This is a genomic window from Saccharopolyspora thermophila (assembly GCF_014646075.1).
Classification (GTDB): domain Bacteria; phylum Actinomycetota; class Actinomycetes; order Mycobacteriales; family Pseudonocardiaceae; genus Saccharopolyspora; species Saccharopolyspora thermophila.
The window spans coordinates 1-20496 of sequence record NZ_BMMT01000002.1; the positions used below are offsets into that span (position 1 = coordinate 1).

Annotated in this window: 19 protein-coding genes and 1 pseudogene; 16 read left to right on the forward strand and 4 right to left on the reverse strand. The window is 72.0% G+C overall.

Going from position 1 to position 20496, the window contains the following annotated elements; all coding sequences use genetic code 11:
• Positions 1–268: 268 nt before the first annotated feature.
• The 10 genes and pseudogenes from IEY17_RS03400 (at position 269) to IEY17_RS03440 (ending at position 8916) form a co-directional block, all read left to right on the forward strand.
• The gene (locus IEY17_RS03400; RefSeq protein ID WP_188985388.1) at positions 269–1243 is read left to right on the forward strand and encodes a hypothetical protein; all 975 of its coding nucleotides are present in this window, start codon (positions 269–271) and stop codon (positions 1241–1243) included.
• A gap of 71 nt (positions 1244–1314) precedes the next feature.
• Positions 1315–2829 (forward strand): aldehyde dehydrogenase family protein, encoded by a 1515-nt coding sequence (locus IEY17_RS03405; protein WP_188985390.1) that lies wholly within the window; start codon positions 1315–1317, stop codon positions 2827–2829.
• Between the two features lie 229 nt (positions 2830–3058).
• Positions 3059–4054, forward strand: coding sequence for a dihydroxyacetone kinase subunit DhaK (dhaK, locus tag IEY17_RS03410; RefSeq protein WP_188985392.1), 996 nt, complete (start codon positions 3059–3061; stop codon positions 4052–4054).
• A 13-nt stretch (positions 4055–4067) separates the two neighbouring features.
• Complete coding sequence (dhaL, locus tag IEY17_RS03415; RefSeq protein ID WP_188985394.1) at positions 4068–4706, forward strand: dihydroxyacetone kinase subunit DhaL; 639 nt, start codon at positions 4068–4070, stop codon at positions 4704–4706.
• Positions 4703–5380, forward strand: a complete 678-nt coding sequence (gene dhaM / locus IEY17_RS03420) for a dihydroxyacetone kinase phosphoryl donor subunit DhaM (protein WP_188985396.1) — start codon at positions 4703–4705, stop codon at positions 5378–5380. The genes dhaL and dhaM overlap by 4 nt, the downstream gene beginning before the upstream one ends.
• Before the next feature lie 156 nt (positions 5381–5536).
• Positions 5537–6496, forward strand: a complete 960-nt coding sequence (locus tag IEY17_RS03425; RefSeq protein WP_188985398.1) for a DUF3558 domain-containing protein — start codon at positions 5537–5539, stop codon at positions 6494–6496.
• 57 nt (positions 6497–6553) lie between these two features.
• A complete protein-coding gene (locus IEY17_RS03430) occupies positions 6554–6868 on the forward strand; it encodes a hypothetical protein (RefSeq protein WP_188985400.1) in 315 nt (104 codons plus the stop codon).
• Positions 6869–6914: 46 nt separating this feature from the next.
• Positions 6915–7664: an alpha/beta hydrolase gene (locus tag IEY17_RS03435; protein ID WP_188985402.1), complete on the forward strand. Its 750-nt coding sequence runs from the start codon at positions 6915–6917 to the stop codon at positions 7662–7664.
• A gap of 85 nt (positions 7665–7749) precedes the next feature.
• Positions 7750–7836 (forward strand): annotated as a pseudogene (locus IEY17_RS26010) (3-hydroxybutyrate dehydrogenase); the annotation flags it as partial.
• A gap of 273 nt (positions 7837–8109) precedes the next feature.
• On the forward strand, positions 8110–8916 hold the full coding sequence (locus tag IEY17_RS03440) for an alpha/beta fold hydrolase (RefSeq protein WP_188985404.1): 807 nt from the start codon (positions 8110–8112) through the stop codon (positions 8914–8916).
• A 171-nt stretch (positions 8917–9087) separates the two neighbouring features.
• On the opposite strand, the gene IEY17_RS03445 is transcribed toward IEY17_RS03440, so the two are convergent.
• Positions 9088–9255 (reverse strand): hypothetical protein, encoded by a 168-nt coding sequence (locus IEY17_RS03445; RefSeq protein WP_188985406.1) that lies wholly within the window; start codon positions 9253–9255, stop codon positions 9088–9090.
• 196 nt (positions 9256–9451) lie between these two features.
• A complete protein-coding gene (locus IEY17_RS25735; protein WP_188985408.1) occupies positions 9452–11131 on the reverse strand; it encodes a coiled-coil domain-containing protein in 1680 nt (559 codons plus the stop codon).
• A 337-nt stretch (positions 11132–11468) separates the two neighbouring features.
• On the opposite strand from IEY17_RS25735, the gene IEY17_RS03455 reads away from it, so the two are divergent.
• The 3 genes from IEY17_RS03455 to IEY17_RS03465 all read left to right on the forward strand — a co-directional run bounded on the left by IEY17_RS03455 (position 11469) and on the right by IEY17_RS03465 (position 15115).
• Positions 11469–11867: an SPW repeat domain-containing protein gene (locus IEY17_RS03455; RefSeq protein ID WP_188986249.1), complete on the forward strand. Its 399-nt coding sequence runs from the start codon at positions 11469–11471 to the stop codon at positions 11865–11867.
• A gap of 136 nt (positions 11868–12003) precedes the next feature.
• Positions 12004–12660 carry a TetR/AcrR family transcriptional regulator gene (locus tag IEY17_RS03460; RefSeq protein WP_188985410.1) on the forward strand — a complete coding sequence of 219 codons (657 nt, stop codon included), beginning with the start codon at positions 12004–12006 and terminating at the stop codon, positions 12658–12660.
• A 145-nt stretch (positions 12661–12805) separates the two neighbouring features.
• Complete coding sequence (locus tag IEY17_RS03465) at positions 12806–15115, forward strand: penicillin acylase family protein (RefSeq protein WP_188985412.1); 2310 nt, start codon at positions 12806–12808, stop codon at positions 15113–15115.
• Positions 15116–15146: 31 nt separating this feature from the next.
• On the opposite strand, the gene mce is transcribed toward IEY17_RS03465, so the two are convergent.
• Positions 15147–15620: a methylmalonyl-CoA epimerase gene (gene mce, locus IEY17_RS03470; protein ID WP_188985414.1), complete on the reverse strand. Its 474-nt coding sequence runs from the start codon at positions 15618–15620 to the stop codon at positions 15147–15149.
• A 142-nt stretch (positions 15621–15762) separates the two neighbouring features.
• On the opposite strand from mce, the gene IEY17_RS03475 reads away from it, so the two are divergent.
• The 3 genes from IEY17_RS03475 (at position 15763) to IEY17_RS03485 (ending at position 19083) form a co-directional block, all read left to right on the forward strand.
• Positions 15763–16764: a hypothetical protein gene (locus tag IEY17_RS03475; RefSeq protein WP_188985416.1), complete on the forward strand. Its 1002-nt coding sequence runs from the start codon at positions 15763–15765 to the stop codon at positions 16762–16764.
• Between the two features lie 298 nt (positions 16765–17062).
• The gene (locus tag IEY17_RS03480; RefSeq protein WP_188985418.1) at positions 17063–18250 is read left to right on the forward strand and encodes an acetyl-CoA C-acetyltransferase; all 1188 of its coding nucleotides are present in this window, start codon (positions 17063–17065) and stop codon (positions 18248–18250) included.
• 89 nt (positions 18251–18339) lie between these two features.
• Positions 18340–19083, forward strand: coding sequence for a hypothetical protein (locus IEY17_RS03485; protein WP_188985420.1), 744 nt, complete (start codon positions 18340–18342; stop codon positions 19081–19083).
• 1 nt (position 19084) lies between these two features.
• On the opposite strand, the gene IEY17_RS03490 is transcribed toward IEY17_RS03485, so the two are convergent.
• A complete protein-coding gene (locus IEY17_RS03490) occupies positions 19085–20404 on the reverse strand; it encodes a DNA polymerase IV (protein WP_188985422.1) in 1320 nt (439 codons plus the stop codon).
• Positions 20405–20496: the final 92 nt, after the last annotated feature.

Below are 20496 nucleotides of genomic sequence, written 5' to 3' on the forward strand. Positions count from 1 at the left end.
GTCGGCCTCCTCCAGCCCCAGGCCGAGCTGGACAAGTCCGCCGGTGTCAACATCAACCTCTACGCCGGCATCGGGATGCTGCTGTTCGCCGCCGCGTTCCTCACCTGGGCACGACTACGACCCATCGTCGTCCCGGACCAGCCGCAGCAGACGGAGAAGTAGCGCGGCGTGAGGGCGCCCCCACTCTCGGGTGGGGGCACCGCGCCGCACCCGGCCGATCCGCCCGTTGCCGACCACGCGCGGCCTCCGGGTCGATAGTGTGATCAGCGTGTTCCGACCCGTGACCCTGCTCGCCGCGCTGCTGTCCGTGCTGGCTGTGGCCGGTTGTTCCGCGGCCGCCGGGATGGAGAAGACGACTTCGCCCCGGCGGACCGTCGAGATGCCGAAGTACAACCTCAACAAACCCGAGCTGATGGACGCGGCGTTCGCGCCGTCCAAACTCCGCGCGCTCGACGTGTGCGCCACCCTCGCGGCCGCCGACCTCGCGCAGTACGGCACGCCCGCTCCCGAGAACCTCCCGGACGGCCTGGGCACCTGCGCGAACTACATGAAGGGGCACAACGGCAAGGACCTCAACATCACGCTCTACTTCGACGCCGAGGTCCACGACGGCAGCAAGCACAACATCGGCGGGCTGCCCTCCGAGATCAGCGACAACGGCGACACCTGCTTCGTGCGGTCGGCCTACTTCGGCGGCGAGCCGCGGCTGATCGCCCCGGCCCGCGGGCTGGCCGTGCAGCTCTCCGGCGAGCAGGTCGACCTGTGTTCCATCGGCGTGCAGATCATGGCCGACGTGATCGACGTGGTGCGCACCAGACCCCCGGTCAGCCGCCGCGTGTCCGGCAGCCTGACCGGCTTCGACCCGTGCGGCATCGTCGACGCGTCCGCGCTGCGCGACGCCGTGGCCGGCGGCAACGCCGACTCCACTGGCGGGCAGCGGCTGTTCGAGTGCGAGTGGTACGGCGACAACGGCGTGATCCTGGAGGTCGGCTTCCTCGTCGGCAAACCAGAGAAGGGTTCGATCCCGCCGGTCGACCTCGGTGGCGTCCTCGGCGAGGTGCTGCCCAGCCCCGACCCGCCGGCCTGCCAGGTCGAGTGGGAGCACCGCGCGAAGGTCAACGACAGGGGCGACAGCGAGTACGTGCACGTCGAGGTGCTCAACAGCGAACACCTCCCGATGGACCCGTGCGTGCACGCGTCCAACCTGGCCCGTGCGGTGCGCGGGAAGCTGCCGACCGGATGACGGCCCCGGCGGACCGCGGCAGATCGTAGGCTGCACGATGACAACGACCGACGTAAAGGTGGGAGTCCGGCATGACCCGAACCGCCCGTGACAGCGTCGAGGTGTCCAGCGCGTCGAGCGCACCGTCCACGACGTTCGAATCGATCGACCCGCGCACCGGCGAGGTCGTGGGCGAGCACCCGATCCACGACGCGGCCGAGGTCTCCGCCCGGGTGGCCGCCGCCCGCGAAGCGCAGGTCGCGTGGGCCGAGCTGGGGTTCTCCGGGCGCAAGCAGCACCTCGACGCCTGGCGCCGGTTGCTGTCGAAGCGGGTCGACGACCTGGCGGGCCTCATCTGCGCCGAAACCGGCAAACCCCTCGACGACGCCAGGCTCGAGCTGATCCTGGTCATCGACCACCTGCACTGGGCGGCGGCCAACGCCGAGAAGGTGCTCAAGCGCCGCAAGGTCCCGTCCGGGGTGCTGATGGCCAACCAGACGGCCACCGTCGAGTACCTGCCGTTCGGGGTGGTCGGCGTGATCGGGCCGTGGAACTACCCCGCCTTCACCCCGATGGGCTCCATCGCCTACGCGCTGGCCGCGGGCAACGCCGTGGTGTTCAAGCCGAGCGAGCTCACCCCCGGCGTCGGGCAGTGGCTGGTGGACAGCTTCGCCGAGGCGGTGCCCGAGCACCCGGTGTTCCGGTTGGTGACCGGTTTCGGGGAGACCGGGGCCGCCCTGTGCGCCTCCGGCGTGGACAAGGTGGCCTTCACCGGCTCCACCGCCACCGGCAAACGGGTGATGGCCTCCTGCGCGCAGAACCTGGTGCCGGTGCTGGTGGAGTGCGGCGGCAAGGACGCGCTGATCGTCGACGCGGACGCCGACCTCGCCGCCGCCGCGGACGCCGCGGTGTGGGGCGCGATGTCCAACGCCGGGCAGACCTGCATCGGGGTGGAGCGGGTCTACGTGGTGGACGCGGTCGCCGACCGGTTCCTGGAGCTGGTCACCGAGCGGGCCGGCAAGCTGCGGCCCGGTGGCGAGCCGAGCGCTCACTTCGGCCCGATCACGATGCCGTCCCAGGTGGACGTGATCCGCGGCCACATCGACGACGCCCTGCGGCGCGGCGCGCGGGCCCTCGTCGGCGGGAAGCACTCGGTGCGGCCGCCGTTCGTCGAGCCCGTGGTGCTCACCGACGTGCCGGAGGACTCCACTGCCGTCACCGAGGAAACCTTCGGGCCCACCATCGTCGTGCAGCGCGTCCGCGACGCGGACGAGGCCGTGGCACGCGCCAACGACTCCCGCTACGGCCTGGGCGGGGCGGTGTTCTCCCGCGCCCGGGGCGTGGAGCTGGCGCGGCGGCTGCGCACCGGCATGGTGTCGGTGAACTCGGTGATCTCGTTCGCCGGGGTGCCGGCGCTGCCGTTCGGCGGGGTCGGCGACTCCGGGTTCGGCCGGATCCACGGCCCGGACGGGTTGCGCGAGTTCGCCCGCCCGCAGTCGATGACCCGCACCCGCTACCGCATGCCGCTCAACCCGATGACCTTCGGCCGCTCCAAGGGAACCATACGACGCCTGATGCGCCTGATCCGCGTGGTCCGCGGCAGGTGAGCGGGCAGCTCGCGGACCGTCCGCCACCTGCCCCGTTGTCGAGCAGCGCAGAACACGGGATGCCGGTGGGCTTGCGCCCGGGGTGACAGGAAGGTTCCCTTGCTCTCGACCCCCGTCGGGGCACGGGGGCTGCGCGGGCGGCATGCTGGCGGGCAGAGTTGACCACGCCCAGCCCGCCCCGGCCAGCGCCCGCCGGGGGACGTCCGCGAACCGGCAAGGAGGCCATCGGGTGAAGAAGATCATCAATGATCCGGCGAACGTGGTCGCCGAGTCGCTGCGGGGCATGGCCGCGGCGCATCCCGAGCTGCTGCGGGTCCGCACCGACCCGGCGGTGGTGGTGCGGGCGGACGCCCCGGTGGCCGGCAAGGTCGCCGTGATCTCCGGTGGCGGCTCCGGGCACGAACCGCTGCACGGCGGGTTCGTCGGGCCGGGGATGCTCGCCGCCGCGGTGCCCGGCGCGGTGTTCACCTCACCCACCCCGGACGCGGTGCAGGCGGCGATCACCGAAACCCACGCCGGCGCCGGGGCGCTGCTGGTGGTCAAGAACTACACCGGTGACGTGCTGAACTTCGAGACCGCCGCCGAGCTCGCCGAGATGGACGGCGTGGAGGTGCGCAGCGTGGTCGTCGACGACGACGTGGCGGTCAAGGACTCCACCCACACCGCCGGTCGCCGCGGCGTGGGCGGCACGGTGCTGGTGGAGAAGATCGTCGGCGCGGCCGCCGAGTCCGGGGCCGACCTGGGCCGCTGCGAGGAACTGGCCCGCAAGGTGGTTTCCCGGGTGCGGTCGATGGGCATGGCGCTCACCGCGCCGACCGTGCCGCACGTCGGCGAACCCAGCTTCGACCTCGCCGCGGACGAGATGGAGATCGGCATCGGCATCCACGGCGAACCCGGCCGCGCCAGGGTGCCGCTGGCCTCGGCCGACGACATCGTGCGGCGGCTGCTGGACCCGATCGTCGAGGACCTGCCCTTCGCCGCGGGCGACGACGTCCTGCTGTTCACCAACTCGATGGGCGGCACCCCGCTGCTGGAGCTGTACCTGGCGCACGGGATCGCCGAGCGACTGCTGGCCGAGCGGGGCATCCGGGTGCGGCGCCGACTGGTCGGCCCCTACGTCACCAGCCTGGAGATGCAGGGCGTCAGCCTGACGCTGCTGAAGCTGGACGACGAGCTGACCGAACTGTGGGACGCGCCGGTGCACACCGCGGCGCTGCACTGGTGAGGGGGAACGCCCGATGGGTTGCACTGCGCATGACGTGATCACCGCGCTGCGGGCCGGTGCGGCGGTCGTGGCCGAGCACCGCGACGAGCTGAATCAGCTCGACCGCGCGATCGGCGACGCCGACCATGGCGAGAACATGGACCGCGGCTTCCGCGCCGTGGTCTCCAAAGTGGACACTGCGGCGCCGGAGACACCGGGAGCATTGCTGAAGCTGACCGCGACCGTGCTCATCTCCACCGTCGGCGGCGCGTCCGGCCCGCTGTACGGCACGGCGTTCCTGCGCGCCGCAGCGGCGCTCGGGGACACCGCGGAGCTGGACGGCGCCGCGGTCGCCAAGGCACTGCAGGCCGGCATGGAAGGCGTGGTTGCCCGCGGCCGCGCGGTCATCGGCGACAAGACCATGGTGGATGCGCTGTCCCCGGCCGTGGAGGCGGCCCGCACCGCAGCGGAGTCCGGCAACGGCCCGGCGAAGGTGCTGGCCGCGGCGGCCGAAGCGGCGCACCGGGGTGTGCAGGCCACCGAACCGCTCGTGGCCCGCAAGGGCCGCGCCTCCTACCTGGGCGAGCGCAGCGCCGGGCACATCGATCCGGGGGCGCGCTCGACCGCGTTGCTGCTGTCCGCATTCGCTGATGCCGTGAGGTCGCAGTCATGAGCGTCGGACTGGTCATCGTCTCGCACAGCGCCCGGCTCGCCGAGGGCGTGGCCGAACTCGCGCGGCAGATGGCCCCGCAGGTGCGGGTCGTCGCGGCCGGAGGCATGCCCAACGGCGGCATCGGCACCGACTTCGAGAAGGTGTCGGCAGCGCTGTCGGACGCCAACACCGGTTCCGGCGCGGTACTGCTGTATGACCTCGGCAGCGCCCAGATGCTCGCCGAACTCGCCGTCGAGTCGCTCGGCGACCCCAGTACGGCGCTGGTCGCGGACGGCCCGCTGGTCGAAGGCGCGGTGGCGGCGGCGGTGGCCGCGCAGGGCGGCGCCGACATGCGGGCGGTGGCCCGGGCCGCGGAGGAGGCGGCGGCGGGCGGCCAACTGGTCGAGCCGGGAACCCAGCCCGCCGCGGACGAGGTCGTCCAGGAGCTGGAACTGGCCAACGAGGTCGGCCTGCACGCCCGGCCGGCGGCGCTGCTGGCCCGCAGCCTAACCGGCCTGCAGGCCAACGTCACCATCACCATGGGTGACAAGGAAGCCGACGCGACCAGCGTCCTCGGCGTGATGGGCCTCGGTGCCCGCAAGGGCGACCGGATCGTCCTGCACGCCAACGGCCCCGACGCCCGTCAGGCGGTCGAACGCATCCTCGACCTGGCCAAGCGCAAATTCGACGAGTAACCCACGCGGCGCCGACCGGCAGTTCCCTAGGTGACAGGAAAGTTCCCTTGCTCCTCCCCACGGGGCGGTGGATGACAGGAAAGTTCCCTTGCTCGGGTCATGGCGTTGATCGCGTCGGGGTGGGTGGTCGGCGGTTGGCGAGGTTAGGCTGAGTTGATGTCGCCGCGCTCCCGCCACCGAGGCATGTCGCTGCTGCTGTTCCTGGTTCTGCTGGTGGCTGGCTGCACCCCGGGTGGCGGTTCCGCGCCTGCGCGGACAGGCGGTCCCGCGGGGAGTTCTGCCGCGCTGCTCGGTGATCTGCGCACTGTGGACCCGTGCACGTTGACCGACCCGGCCGCGCTGGAAGGGGCCGAGAACGCGGGAACGGTTTCGCTTGACTACTGCCTGCTGCACGTGCGCGTCGGAGAGGGTTCGCTGGTGCAGCTGGCGGTCGGTGAGCTCGTCCCCGTGGACCCTGCGCAGCAGGGGGCGCCGGTGGTGCAGCGGGGTGCGCTGCGGATCGTGCAGGACGCGCCGCTGCCCGGGCACTGCACCCGCCAGATCGTCTTCACCGACGGCATCGCGCTGCAGGTCAGCGCCGACCTGCTGGTCGGCGACCCGGCCGCGGGGCTGTGTGCGATCGCGCAGTCGGGGGCCGACACGGCTGCCGCCGCCATCGAGCAGCACCGGGTCGGACACCGCGCGTTCCCGCCGAACTCGCTGGCCTTGGTGGACCCGTGTTCGATGCTGGACCTGTCCGCGGTGCGGCAGCTCCCGGGACTGGAGCAGGCCGGGCCGAAGAGGAGCCCGGCCCGCCACCAGTGCCTGTGGGGGGAGCTGTCCGCTGAGTCGCCGCGCGTGCAGCTGCTGCACACCGCGGGTGATCCGCCGCAGGTGCTGCACGGCGCGGCGGTGGAGGAGACGATCGCCGGTCGCCGCACCGTGGTGAGCGTCGTGGGCGGGGACCCGCAGGTGCCGTTGTGCTCGGCGGAGACCGGGCACGTGCCCTTCGGGGCGAAGCCCGGGCAGGTGGAGGTGGCGCAGCTCGTCGTGTCCATGCCCGGGGAGTCCGGTATCGACGCGTGCGAGTACGCGCGGGGGCTCGCCCAGGCGGCCTGGCCGAACCTGCCGGGGTGATGCCGTCGCCGGTGGTGGTTCGACCACCCGGTTGGGTGGGCCGCTACGGTGGGGTGCGTGCCTCGACGGAACCGAACCCAGCGCTCGAGAGGTTTGCGCGCCGACGTCAGCCACCGCGCGGTGGGTGTCTCGGTCGGCATGTCCCGCGTCGAACACGGCCCGGACGGCGAGTGGATGGTGCGCACGGTCCCGGCCGCGCAGGCCACCAAGGTGTACCGGTGCCCGGGCTGCGACCACGAGATCCGGCCCGGTGTCGCGCACGTGGTGGCGTGGCCGAGCGCGGAGCACGGCGGGGTATCCGACCGTCGCCACTGGCACAGCGGGTGCTGGAACGCGCGGGACCGACGCGGCCCCACGCGGCGCTGGTCGTAGCACGTCACACCGTGCCCGCCACCCGTCCGTGGCAGGATCGGGGGTGATGAGCACCGAAATCCGCGCCAACACCGTGCTGCCCGCCCGCCGCGAGCCGATCACCCTGCACACCGCCGACGGGTTGCGGTTGGTCGGTGAGCTGGCGCTGCCGGAGTCCCGGCCACCGCGGGCGACGCTGATCTGCCTGCACCCGCTGCCCACCCACGGCGGCATGATGGATTCGCACATCTTCCGCAAGGCCGCGTTCCGGCTGCCGGCGCTGGCGGACCTGGCGGTGCTGCGGTTCAACACGCGCGGCACGGCCAGCGAGGCGGGCCGCAGCGACGGGGCCTTCGACGGCGGCAACGCCGAGCGGTTCGACGTGGCGGCGGCGCTGGAGTTCGCGGAGTTCCACGACCTGCCGCACGTGTGGCTCGTCGGCTGGTCGTTCGGCACCGACCTGACTCTGGTGCACGGCCTGGACCCGCTGGTGGAGGGCGCGGTGCTGATCTCCCCGCCGCTGCGCTGGAGCACCGAGGACCACCTGCGCGCCTGGGCGGAGTCGGGCAAGCCGGTGCACGCGCTGATCCCGGAGTTCGACGACTACCTGCGGCCGGACGAGGCCCGTAAGCGGTTCGCAAGCATCCCGCAGGCGCAGGTGGTCGGCTTCCCGGACACCAAACACCTGTGGGTGGGCAAGGCGGAGGCGGCACTTGACGCGATCGTGTCGGCGGTGGCCCCGGGGGTGCCGACGCCGTTGCCGCGCACCTGGGACGGCCCGTCGGAAACCCGACAGGTCACCATCGTCAACTCCTGACCGGCCGGAAACGCAGGGCGGCTTCGGCCATTTCCGGTGCGTAGCCGCGGCCCAGACGCCACCGGCAGCAGCCGGTGGTTTCCAGCACGTGGCCGCCAAGCACGCCCTGGAAGGACTGTCCACAGTGGCTGCCGTCGAGAGCGCAAAGCACGGCGTGACGAGCAACTGCGTCAACCTATGTCGACACGCCGCTGGTGGGCGACCAGATCGCGGTCAGGCCGCGGCGCACGGCCTCGCGGAGTCCGAAGTGGTCAAACAGGTGCTGTTGCAGCGCCGCGCTCAAGCCGCTCATCGACCCCGCCCGGGTGGCGGAACCGGTGTACTGGCGGTGCGGCGGTCGTTCGGAGCTGGTCGTCAGAGGTCGAGGCCGCAATGAGCTGGTCGGGGAACTGGTGGTTCCCTTGCTCTGGTCGTGAACGGTTGGCAGCTCCGGCAGGATGGAACGATGCACTACATCGAATCGGGAGCCGGAACGCCGTTGGTGCTGCTGCACGCGTTCCCGGTGGACGCGCGGATGTGGAACGCGGCACGTGTCCGGTTGGAGGACCAGGTCCGGGTGATCGCGCCGGATCTGCGCGGGCTCGGGGAGAGCCCGCTGGACGGTTCGTCGGCACGCCGGTCCGCCGACCCGTCCACGCCGGTGGAGACCCCGGGAGTGGACGTGCTCGCCGCCGACATCCTGGCCCTGCTGGACCGGCTGGAGCTGCCCGAGGTGGTCCTGGGCGGCTGCTCGATGGGCGGCTACGTCGCCATGGCCGTGCTGCGCGCGGCCCCGGAACGCGTGGCGGGTCTGCTGCTCGTCGACACGAAGGCGGTCGCGGACGACGAGGAGCAGCGCGCCAACCGGCTCCGCGTGGCCGAACGCGCGGAGCGGGACGGCACGAACGGTTGGCTGGCGGAGAGCATGCTGCCGAACCTACTGGGGGCGACGACGCGCGAGCAGCGCCCCGAGGTGGTCGCCGAGGTGAAGGCGTTGATCGACGCCCAGCCCCCGGAGGGGGTGGCGTGGGCGCAGCGGGCCATGGCGGGCCGCCCGGACAGCGGCGACGTGCTCGGGGCCTTCGACGGACCGGCGCTCGTGGTGGTCGGCGAGGAAGACTCACTGACCCCACCGGAGCAGGCGCGGGAGCTGGCCGCCGCGCTTCCCGCGGGTGAACTGGTGACCGTGCCTGGTGCCGGGCACCTGGTTCCACTGGAGTCTCCGGACGCGTTCGCCGACGCGGTGCGCTCGTGGCTGTCCCGGACGGCCTGACGGCGGCACCGGAACCCGCGCCTGTACTGCCTTCAGGTGTGCTTGCGCCCAGACCGCAATTTCACTTGGTCGAGCTAGTGCCGACCGGGACGGCGGTGTGGGCGCAAGCACTCCGCGCACGGCTCAGGGCTCGACCGCGTGACGCAGTCGAGTTGCCGTTGGGAGCCGCGGTTACTTGTCGTCTTCGAGTTGGTCCTTGTCGCCCCGGTCGGGCGACTTGAGTCGTTGCTCGCTCCTCCTGAACTGCTCGGCCAGTTCGCTGGGCAGTGTGAAGTACGTGCCGGTCTTCCGCCGGGCCTGGTGCCGGTCGTCGCCGGTCGGGAACTTCTGTTCCGCCATGTGATCTGGTCCTTTCCGCTGGAGCCGGGCTGCAGTTCCCCCGCCTCCCTTGTCCCTAGAGACGCGGAAGGCCGCCGACGATGACGCCCACCGCGACAGAACAGCGAAACGCCCCCTGGTCGCACTCAGTGCGAGGAATGATCCGGCGGGGCAAGGAGGGTCCGGCCGCGGGCTCCGCGACCGGACCGCGAATTGGTCAGCGGCGCTGCCGGTTGGCGATGTCGACGCGTGTCGCGCTGTGCGAGCGCTGTCCCTGGCCGCCGTCGGGCACCGGCAGCTGGATGCGGCGGGTCGGTTCGTCGTGCGGATCGTGGCCGCGCACGGTGTCGCGGTGGATCTGCTCCGTCGGCCCATCATCGACGGCTCCACCGGCCGAGGACTTCTTCGTGGCCGCGCCCGGCTTCGCCTGCTTTGCGGCGGCGTCGGTGCCCGCCTGTTTCGCGGCCGCGGGTTGCTGCTGCGGCTTCGCGGGTTCGTCCCCCACGGCGGGCAGCTCGCCGGTTTCCCGGCCGTCGCGGGCCAGGGCCGCTTCGGCGTCCTTGCGCGCCTGCTCTCGGGCTTCCGCCGCGGCTTGCCGCAGCTTGTCCTCCTCGGCGTCCTCCTGGTCGAGGCGCTCCAGCAGGGGCGTGGTCTGGCCGAGCATCTCGGCGGCGTCGCGCAGCTTCTTGGCGACCGCGTCGCGCAGCTCGGTCAGTGAATGCACGTGCTCGTCGGCCTTGGCCAGGCGGCGCTGCACCTCTTCGGTCGTGGAGCCGAGGCGGCGCTGGGCGTCCGCGCGGGCTTCGGCGACCAGGCGCTTGCTCTCGCGGGTCGCCTCGTCGATGAGGCGGGTGGCCTCCTCGGTCGCTTCGCGGACCATGCGCTCGGACTTCTCGGTCGCCTCGCGGACCAGCCGCTCGGCTTCCTCCTTGCTCTCCCGGATCCGCCGCTCGGCGGCCTCGGTGCTCTCCTTTTCCCGCTGCTGCGCCGCGGCGATGCTCTCGCGTTCGCGCTTCTGGGCGGCTTCGACGCTCTCCCGCTCGCGCTTCTCGGCCGCCTCGATCGACTCGCGTTCGCGCTTCTGGGCGGCTTCGGTGGACTCGCGGGTGAGCTGCTCGGCCTTCGCGGTGGCCTCGCTGACCAGGCGGTTGGCCTGGTCGGTGGCTTCGCGGACCCGGCGGTGTGCCTCGGTGGTGCCTTCCCGCAGGCGCCGGTTGGCCTCCTCGGTGGCTTCCCGAACGCGACGCTCGGCCTCGGCCTTGCTGGCGGCCTCCTGTTCGGCAAGGGTGCGCATGGCCTCGCTGCGGCGGGCGGCCATGGCGATCTCGAAGTCCTCCTCGACCTGGGCGCGGCGGGCTTCGGACTCCTGGTCGGCGCGCTTGCGGTTCTCCTCGGCCTCCCGGGTGATCCGCTCGGCCTCGGCCTTGGCCTTGTCCATCACCGAGCGGTGCTCGGTCTCCATCTCGCTGCGCCGACTGTCGACCTCGGCGATCAACCGCTCGTAGCGGGTGCGCAGGTTGGTCGCCTCGGCTTCGGAGCGCGCCCGGATCTGTGCGGCATCGGCCTCGGCGCGGGCCCGGATGTCGTTGGCCTCGTCCTGGGCCAGGCGCAGCATCCGCTGCAGGCGCTCGCTCAGACCCTCCAATGTGGTCGGTGGCTTGGCCAGCCGCTCGACCTGTCCGCGCAGGCTCTCGATCTCCGAGCGGGCCGCCTCCAACTGCTTGGACAGGTCCGCGGCCTGGGAGACGGCGGCGTCGCGATCCGCGGTGAGGATGCGGATGTCGGCGTCGAGCCGTTCCAGGTGCTCGTCGACCTGGGCGCGGTCGTAGCCGTTCTTGCGAGCGAGGTCGAATCCCGATCCCAGTGGCAGCAGGTCGCGGTCGTCGGCAAGGCCCATGGCACCAAGCTACCTGGAAGACGACGTTGTTGTGGGAGGTGTGGCGGGTACCCGCCGGATTTTCTCGGTGCGTGTCGCACGTCCGCGCCGCCGGTGACGCGGCGCAGTCGGGACGTTTCGTTACGCCACGTCAGCGGGCGGCCAGGGGGACGTTGATCAGCTGTTCAGGTGACGCGGGTGGTGGCGCAGCCGCCGGGGCGTGCCTCTTGACCGGCTGGCCAACCAAGAGTGAACATGGAGGGTGTAGGAGGCCGTGCGGACCGGAAGGAGCCAGCCGGCGTCCGAGGTGTCGGCACCGCTGCGTGACTTTCGGCCGCGCGCCCTCGAGTCGGGCTCAGTGGAGGTGATCGACGTGGCCAACAGGTCGAGCGGTTCGACCGCGAAGCCGTGGGTACGTTGGCAGGACTGGGCGGGTGTCGTGCTGGGCGCCTACCTGATCCTCGCGACGATGTGGACCGCGACCGACGCGGCGGCGATGTCGGCGATGATCGTGCTCGGGGCGCTGCTGGTGGTCGCCAGTGTCTGGTCGCTGGCCATGCCGGGTTCGATGACCAGCGAGTACAGCCACATGCTGCTGGGTGTCCTGCTGTTCATCTCGCCGTGGGTGCTCGGCTACACCGAGCTGGCGGGCGCCTCGTGGACGTCGTGGATCGTCGGCGTGCTGGCGGTGCTCGCGGGTGCCGCCGCGCTGCCCGAGGCCAACGCCGCCCACCGCGGCGTCGCCGGTCAGCACTGATTCATCGGCACCGCCCGTGGGCGGTCGGTTCCGGCCGGTCGTCCACGGGTGCGGTGCGGCGCGGTCCGGCGGTAACGTGCGGACCGCGCGTTTGTCGATCGGCCCGGAGCGGGCCGCAAGGCGGAGGTCGGGATTGATGGTGCAGGCGCCGGGTGGCCGTGCGGCCGGCAAGCGGAAGCGGGCGTCCACTTCGGACGTGACCGCCGCGGCGGAGGGTACCTCGGCGCGGGAACGCATCCTGGCCGCCGCCGGGGAGCTGTTCGCTGAGCACGGTTTCGACGCCACCCCGACCTCACGCATCGCCGAGCGGGCCGAGGTCCCCAAAGGACTCATCCACTACTACTTCCGGCGCAAGCAGGACCTGCTGACCGCGCTGGTGGACCGGCTGCCCGAGGAGGACGTGGAGTCGGACCGGGTCGCGGTGCGCGGTGACGTGGCGGGCAGCCTGCGGCGCCTGGTGCGCGAGCTGGACGCGCGGCTGGAGGCATCACCGTTGCTCAGCCACCTGCTGTGGCGGGAGGCGGACACCCACGTGGTGGTGCGCCAGGCCATGCAGCGCCGGTTCCGCGCGGTGGTGGAGCAGATCCGCCGGGTGATCGAGCTGGCGCTGCCGCCGGGGCCGGTCAGCTGCGACATCGACGCCGCCGCGCTGCTGCTGGCCCGGGTGGTCAACCACCGGCACTCGCTGGCCAGGCACGGTTCGCACGACGACGAGCTGGACCGCGAGATCGGGTTCATTGCGCGCGCCCTGGAACTGGGCGCCGGTCCGCCGCGCAAGATCAAACCCGCTTGAAGTTGTTTCACCCTTGTGAAAGATCGTTACCCGCGCTACAACCTCCTGCAGTCGGTCGTTGCGGGAGGTTGTGGTGGGGCTTGGGCAGGTTCGACTTTCCCGTCGGCAGGGGCTCGTCGCGGCGGCCGGTGTCGCGGGAGCCGGCATGATCGCGTCCAGGGCGTACGCGTCCCCGGACGGCGGCGCGCAGTACCGGGTGCGGGGGCTGCGGGCCCCGGTGGAGCTGATCGAGGACCGCTACGGCGTGCCGCACCTCTACGCCCGCGACGAGGATGACGTGTTCCTGGCGCAGGGCTTCAACGCCGCCCGCGAGCGGCTGTTCCAGATCGACCTGTGGCGACGGCGCGGCCTGGGTCTGCTCGCCGAGGTGCTCGGCCCCGAGTACGTCGAGCAGGACCGCGCCACCCGGCTGTTCCTGTACCGCGGCGACATGGCCGTGGAGTGGGGTCGCTACGCGCCGGACGCCCAGCGGATCGCCACCCGGTTCACCGCGGGGATCAACGCCTACCTCGACTGGCTCGACGAGCACCCCGACCAGCTGCCCGAGGAGTTCGGCATCCTCGGCTACCGGCCCGCCCGCTGGGCGCCGGAGGACGTGGTGCGCATCCGCAGTCACGGCCTGACCCGCAATCTGACCAGCGAGGTCAGGCGCGCCAGGGTGGCCTGCGCCGCGGGGGTGGACGCCGACCTGGTGCGACAGGGCCTGCAACCGGAGCACCGCGTGGTCGTGCCCGAGGGTTTCGACCCGTGCGCGCTGCCCGACGACGTGCTCGACGTCTTCGAACTCGCCACCCAGCAGGTCGAGTTCCGCGACGGCGCCGTGCGCGCCACGGTGCGGGACCCGGCCACCGAGGGCAGCAACAACTGGGTGATCAGCGGCGAGCGGACCGCCACCGGGCGACCGATCCTGGCCAACGATCCGCACCGCGCGTACTCGGCGCCGTCGCTGCGCTACATCGCGCACCTGTCCGCGCCGGGCCTGGACGTCATCGGCGCGGGGGAGCCCGCGCTGCCCGGCATCTGCATCGGCCACAACGGCACCATCGCCTTCGGGCTCACCATCTTCCCGGTCGACCAGGAGGACCTGTACGTCTACCAGCTGGATCCGGCCGACCACACCCGCTACCGATACCGGGACGGCTGGGAGCCGATGACCATGCTGCGGGAGCGGGTCGCGGTCCGCGGCGAGGCCGACCGCACCGTCGAGCTCGCGTTCACCCGGCACGGCCCGGTGATTCGCGTCGACGAGCAGCGGCACCTGGCGTACGCGGTGCGCACGGCGTGGCTGGAGCCGGGCATGTCGCCGTACTTCGGCAGTATCGCCTACATGCGGGCCCGGTCCTTCAGCGAGTTCACCGAGTCCATGCGCAACTGGGGCGCACCGACGGAGAACCAGGTCTACGCCGACGTGGTCGGCAACATCGGTTGGGTGCCCGGGGGGCGGGCGCCGCGGCGTGTCGGCTACGACGGCCTGCTGCCGGTGCCCGGCGACGGCCGCTACGAGTGGGACGGCTTTTACTCCGGCGACGACCTGCCGTGCCGGCTCAACCCGCCGGAGGGGTTCATCGCCACCGCCAACCAGTTCAACCTGCCACCGGAGCACCAGGGCATGGGGCTCGGCTTCGAGTGGGCCAACCCGTTCCGCCACCAGCGGATCGTCGAGGTGCTCTCGCGGCAGCCCAGGCACAGTGTGGCCGACTCGGCGGTTCTGCAGAACGACCAGGTGTCCATCCCGGCCCGCCGCCTGACCGCCCTGCTGTACACGTTGGACAGCGGCGATGCGGAGCTGCGCCGCGCACTGCGGCTGCTGCGGGACTGGGACGCGGTGGAGTCGGCCGACTCGGCCGCCGCGGCGTTGTTCGAGGTGTGGCTGTCCAAGCACCTGGGGCCGGGGTTCGTGCGCGCCGCGGTGCCGGACGCCGCCGGCGTCATCGACGATGCCGACACGCTGGTGCTTCTCGGCGAGCTGGAGAACCCGGGGCGCTGGCTGCCGGACGCGGCGGCCCGCGACCGGCTCCTGCTGGACACGCTGCGCGCCGCGTGGTCCGAGGTGCGGCAGCTGCTGGGGCGCGGCGAGCGGAACTGGCGGTGGGGCACGCTGCACCACAGCTTCTTCGAGCACCCGGCGTCGGGCGCGTTCGACGCGGCCCAGCGGGCGCGGTTCGACGTGGGCCCGCTGCCGCGCGGCGGCTCCCCGGACACCGTGAACCAGTCCTCCTACCGCACCGCGGACTTCCGGCAGACCAACGGCCCGTCGTTCCGGATGGTGCTCGACGTCGGTGACTGGGACTCCTCGATCGCGGTCAACACCCCGGGCCAGTCCGGCGACCCCGACGACCCGCACTATCGGGACCTGGCCGAGCCCTGGCGGACCGGGCGCTACTTCCCGCTGGCCCACACCCGGGCGGCGGTGGAGCGGATCGCCGAACGCCGCTTCCTGCTGCTGCCCGCCTGACTCTCGGGTGTGCAGGGGCGGGGCTCCCCGCTCATGACCGGATCGGGTGATTCTGGTCCTCAGTGGACTCGGCGGGCTCGACGAGCTCCACCAGCACACCACCAGCGTCCTTGGGGTGGACGAAGTTGATGCGGCTGCCTGCCGTGCCGCGCCGCGGCTCCTCGTAGAGCAGCCGCAGCCCCTTGGCGCGCAACGCCGCCATTGCCGCCTCGACATCGGTCACCCGGAACGCGAGCTGCTGCAGCCCGGGACCGTTGCGGTCCAGAAACTTCGCGATGGCCGAGTCCGTGCGCAGCGGCGCCAGCAGCTGGATCTGCGTCGCCCCGGAGAGGTCGCCGGGAGCGCGCAGCATCGCCTCGCGCACGCCCTGTTCCTCGTTCACCTCGGAATGGGTGACCTCCAGACCGAAGGTGTCGCGCTGGAACGCGATCGCCGCGTCCAGGTCGGCAACCGCGATGCCCACGTGGTCGATCGCCGTGACAAGGCCCTGCAGTTCCGCTCGCATGCCCGCAGCCTAACCCGCTCGGCTGAACAGCAGAACGTGGGAAAAAGCAGTAAAACCGGCAAGATCGAATTGCCTCGACCGGCGGAGTGAGGTGACCTTGCACCGCACGAGCATGTGGCTGATTCACGTGGGAGGGGCAGAAATGGCCAGCAGGCAACGTGGACCGGTCCGCGGACTCGGGCTTCTCCTCGCCACGCTTGGACTCGCCGCCGGACCGGGCACCGCACTGGCCGCTGGTGGCGACGGCGTGATCAGCGGCGGAGGCGGCGACAACCCCCGAGCCGACCAGATGCGGCGTGACCGGGCCTGGGTGCGGCCCGGACCGCTCAGGTTCGGCGCCGAACCCTACGCGGCCGTGCAGTCGGCGGCCAAAGCCGCCGCCGAACAAGCCGACTGCACCATCAGCGCCACCGACGCCACCTACCTCACCGTCTCGCCGACCTGGCCCGAAGTGGCCGGGTCCGGCCAAGCGCCCTCCCCGATGACGCTTTCCCGCTACGACGACCAGAACTCCCTCGCCGACCCCGAAAAGCGGGCCGAAGGGCTGTTCTTCAACCCCGGCGTCGGCATGTGGCAACTCGACTCCGCCGGGCTCGGCGCGAAGGAAACCGCCGCCACCGCCATCGACTCCACCAGTGCGGCCCGGAAGGTGGCATCCCACATCGTCGGCAGGTACTGCCGAGCCGTCAGCGGCGGCTCCTCCGCGAAGCAGGCCCGCGCCGCCGCGTGGCGTGACTGGCACGCCTGCGACGGCGGCGCCTGCGAATCCATCTACCAGCGGTTGAAACGCGACGGTGTCACCGAGGACACCAGCGTCACCCGGTACGGCGGGGCGGAGCCGCGCACCTGCCGGTACGAGACCGTCGAGTACGACTGCCTGTACGTCGACCCCGCCAAGGCCCAGGGCGAGGACGCCTGGACCGCCCCCGACTTCGGCCCCGCCCCGGTCCCGGCCCCGTTCTACGTCTTCACCTACGCCGAAGGCGGCATGAACTACGAGGTGCGGTACTGGCTCAAGGCCGACTCCGGAGCGGACACCGACGTCTCGGCCTCCCGGGAACTCGGCGTGAACGCCCGCACCGAACTCTTCTGGGCCGCGGAGACGGACCTCTGCGACGTCACGACCAGCACCGGCAACTGCTGACGCACCGGCGGCGGGCGAAGCAAGGGAACCTTCCTGTCACCCGAGCCGGCCGGTGCCGGACGTGCACAAGGGAACCTTCCTGTCATCTCCGCCCGCAGAGCCCCGCACACCTGGTGTGGAGCAAGGGAACTTTCCTGTCACCCGAGCCGTGGCAGGGTGCGGTCCCGCTGCCGGCATTATGGCGGTCGTCACATGCGGCACGGAGTGTCAGCGGGGGTATGGTCCCGAGAGCGCCAGCGGGCGATGATGGTGCTACGGCGCAAGGACGCGTACGTCGGAACGGACCCGGGAGGCAGTTGTGGGTGGTTCGGTGATCGTGGCGGGAGCCCGCACCCCGATGGGGCGGCTGCTCGGCTCGCTCAAGGACTTCTCCGGCGCCCAGCTCGGCGGCTTCGCCATCAAGGCCGCCCTGGAGCGGGCCGGGGTTCGGCCGGACCAGGTCCAGTACACGATCATGGGCCAGGTGCTCACCGCGGGCGCCGGGCAGATCCCGGCCCGCCAGGCCGCGGTAGCCGCAGGCATCCCGATGGACGTTCCGGCGCTGACCATCAACAAGGTGTGCCTGTCCGGGCTGGACGCGATCGCCCTGGCCGACCAGCTGATCCGCGCCGGCGAGTTCGACATCGTGGTGGCCGGCGGACAGGAGTCGATGACCCAGGCGCCGCACCTACTCACCGGTTCCCGCGAGGGCTTCAAGTACGGTGACGTGCAGATGCTCGACCACATGGCCCACGATGGTCTGTTCTGCGCGTTTGACCAGGTCGCGATGGGCCTGTCCACCGAGAAGTACAACTCGCGGCACGGCGTGACCCGCGAGGAGCAGGACGCGTTCGCCGCCCGCTCCCACCAGCGCGCCGCGGCCGCCATCGACAAGGGCCTGTTCGCCGAGGAGATCACCCCGGTGGAGGTGCCGCGCCGCAAGGGCGACCCGGTGGTCGTGGACACCGACGAGGGCGTCCGCGCGGACACCACGGTGGAGACGTTGGCCAAGCTGCGCCCCGCGTTCACGTCCGACGGCACGATCACCGCGGGCTCGTCGTCGCAGATCTCCGACGGTGCCGCCGCGGTGGTAATGATGAGCAAGGCCAAGGCCGAGGAGCTGGGCCTGTCGTGGCTGGCCGAGATCGGCGCGCACGGCGTGGTCGCGGGCCCCGACGCGAGCCTGCACGAGCAGCCGTCAAACGCGATCAAGGCGGCCTGCGCCAAGGAGCGCATCGACGCCGCCGACCTGGACCTGGTGGAGATCAACGAGGCGTTCGCGGCGGTGGGCATCGTCTCCACCCGGGCCCTGGGCATCGACGAGGAGAAGGTCAACGTCAACGGCGGGGCCATCGCGCTGGGCCACCCCATCGGCATGTCCGGTGCGCGGTTGGCGCTGCACCTCGCGCTGGAGCTGAAGCGGCGTGGCGGAGGTGTCGGCGCGGCCGCCCTGTGCGGCGGCGGTGGCCAGGGTGACGCCCTGATCCTGCGCGTGCCCGCGGCCTGACCCCGGCTCCGGGCGACCCCTGGGAGCTCCCTGGGCTTGGCGGGCACCGATCGTGATCAACTCGCTGCGGCGTGGCTACCCTGGACGGCATGAAGTGGCTTCCAGGGGGATGGCAACGGGCTGATCGGGTCGACCAGGAACGGGCGACCGTCCCGGCACGTGCCCGCGACACGGCCCGCTACACCTCCGGCCCGCCGCCGGAACCCGCCACCCGGGTGCAGCCCGGTGTCGGGCACCGCCCGGTGCTGCTCAGCGCGGACGCCCACGACGTCGACGTCAGCGCCAGCAGCTTCCGGATGCTGCTGGTCGGCGGTGGCATCAGCGGACTGCTCACCGTGCTGATGGCCGCCGCGCTCGTCAACAGCGGCAGCAGCGTCGGGCTGTGGATCGGGCAGCTTGTGTTCAGCGTGCTGTTCCTGTGGTTCATCACCGCGTCCCGGGGCATGCTCAGCAGCCGCGGTTTCCTGATCGACCGCAGCGGCTTCTACGCCCGCACCCGCGGCGAGGTCTTCGGTGTGGCCTGGGACGAGATCAAGGCGGTCGGGGTCGGCACGCTGCCGTGGATCCAGAACAGCCGACCCGTCGCCCCGGAGCGCCGCCAGGCGCTGGAGTTCTACCCGGCCGACCCGGGGTTCGCGGCGCGGCATCCTGAACTGGACCGCTGGCTGGTGGCGGAGCCGCCGTCGATGCCGGGTCTGCCAGGGGAGCGCTACCGGTTCCACCTGCCGCCGTTCAGCCGACTGCCCCGGAACCTGGAGGCCGCGGTGCAGGCCGTGGCCCCGCAGAAGTGGGTCGGGCAGTACAAGCGGCGGCTGCCGCCGACGCCGAGCTGAGTCACCAGCCGAGGCTGTCCAGCGGGTCGGCGGCGCTGAGCTGCGGGTCGTCGACGGCGAAGGTGCGGGCCACGCCGCGCCCGGTGGCCGCCGTCTCGAACCGGACCGTGACCCGCCCGTGCCCGGAGCCCTGCACCCAGCCGTGCCCGAACTCGGTGTGCCGCACGTCGTCGCCCGCCCGCCACTGCCGGGGCGCGGGCGTCGGGTCGGGTCCGGCCGTCGGCGCGGCGACCGGTGCCGGGCCCTCCTGCTGGTCGGCGGGGTTGTCGAACAGCGGCGCCTGCTCGGACGTCGCCAGCCCGGAGTAGGAGACGCCGACCAGCCGGATCGGGGTGCCCGGTGGTACCGCGACCGGCACCAGCCGCCGGGCTGCGGCCGTGAGCGCGGCCAGGTCGCTGGTCGCCGACGGAAACGTCTCCGCCCGGCTGATCGTGGTGAAGTCGGAGTCACGCACCTTGAGCGTCACGGTGCGCGCTGCGCGGCCGGAGGCCACCAGGCGCCGGTGCGCGGCCTCCGCCATCCCGACCACCTCGGACAGCAGCCTGGCCTGCTCGGTGATGTCCACGTCGAACGTCGTCTCGGCGCTCACCTGCTTCGCTTCGGCACGCTCGGCCACCGGGTGGTCGTCGATGCCGTGCGCGAGCCGGTGCAGTTCCGTCCCGAGTGCCTGTCCCAGCAGCGACGTCACGTCGTTGAGGTGCAGGGCGGCCAGCTCGCCGATGGTGTGGACACCGATGCGGTGCAGCTTCGACTCGGTCACCGGGCCGACACCCCACATCTTCCGCACCGGCAGCCCGGACAGCAGCTCCAGCTCCCGCTCCGGCGGGACCACCAGCATGCCGTCTGGTTTGGCGAGCCCGGACGCGATCTTCGCCAGCTGCTTGCCGGACCCCGCGCCGATGGACGCGATCACCCCGACCTCGCCCAGCACCCGCGCTCGCAGCTGCGTCGCGAACCGCTCCACGGTGGCCGTCTCAGCACCGGCCAGTTCGGTGGGTTCCAGGAACGCCTCATCGATGGAGACCTGCTGCACGACGTCGGAGACCTCGCGCACGATGCCCAGCACCTTCGCGCTCACCGCCTGGTAGACGCGGAACCGCGGGGGCAGCACCACGGCCACCGGGCAGCGGCGGCGCGCCTCGGCCATCGGCATCGCCGAACGCGCACCGTACTGGCGGGCCTCGTAGCTGGCGCCGGCGACGGTGCCGCGCGGCCCGAGACCGCCGACGAGCACCGGGCGGCCCCGCACGGTGGGGCGGGTGAGCTGCTCCACGGATGCGTAGAAGGCATCCATGTCCATGTGCAGCACCCATCTCCGCATGGCTGCCATTCAAGATGAGGGCACCGACAGCAGCCGCTCCGGTCGCGCGGGGATGAGAGCAAGGGAACTTTCCTGTCACCACCGCCCTCGGG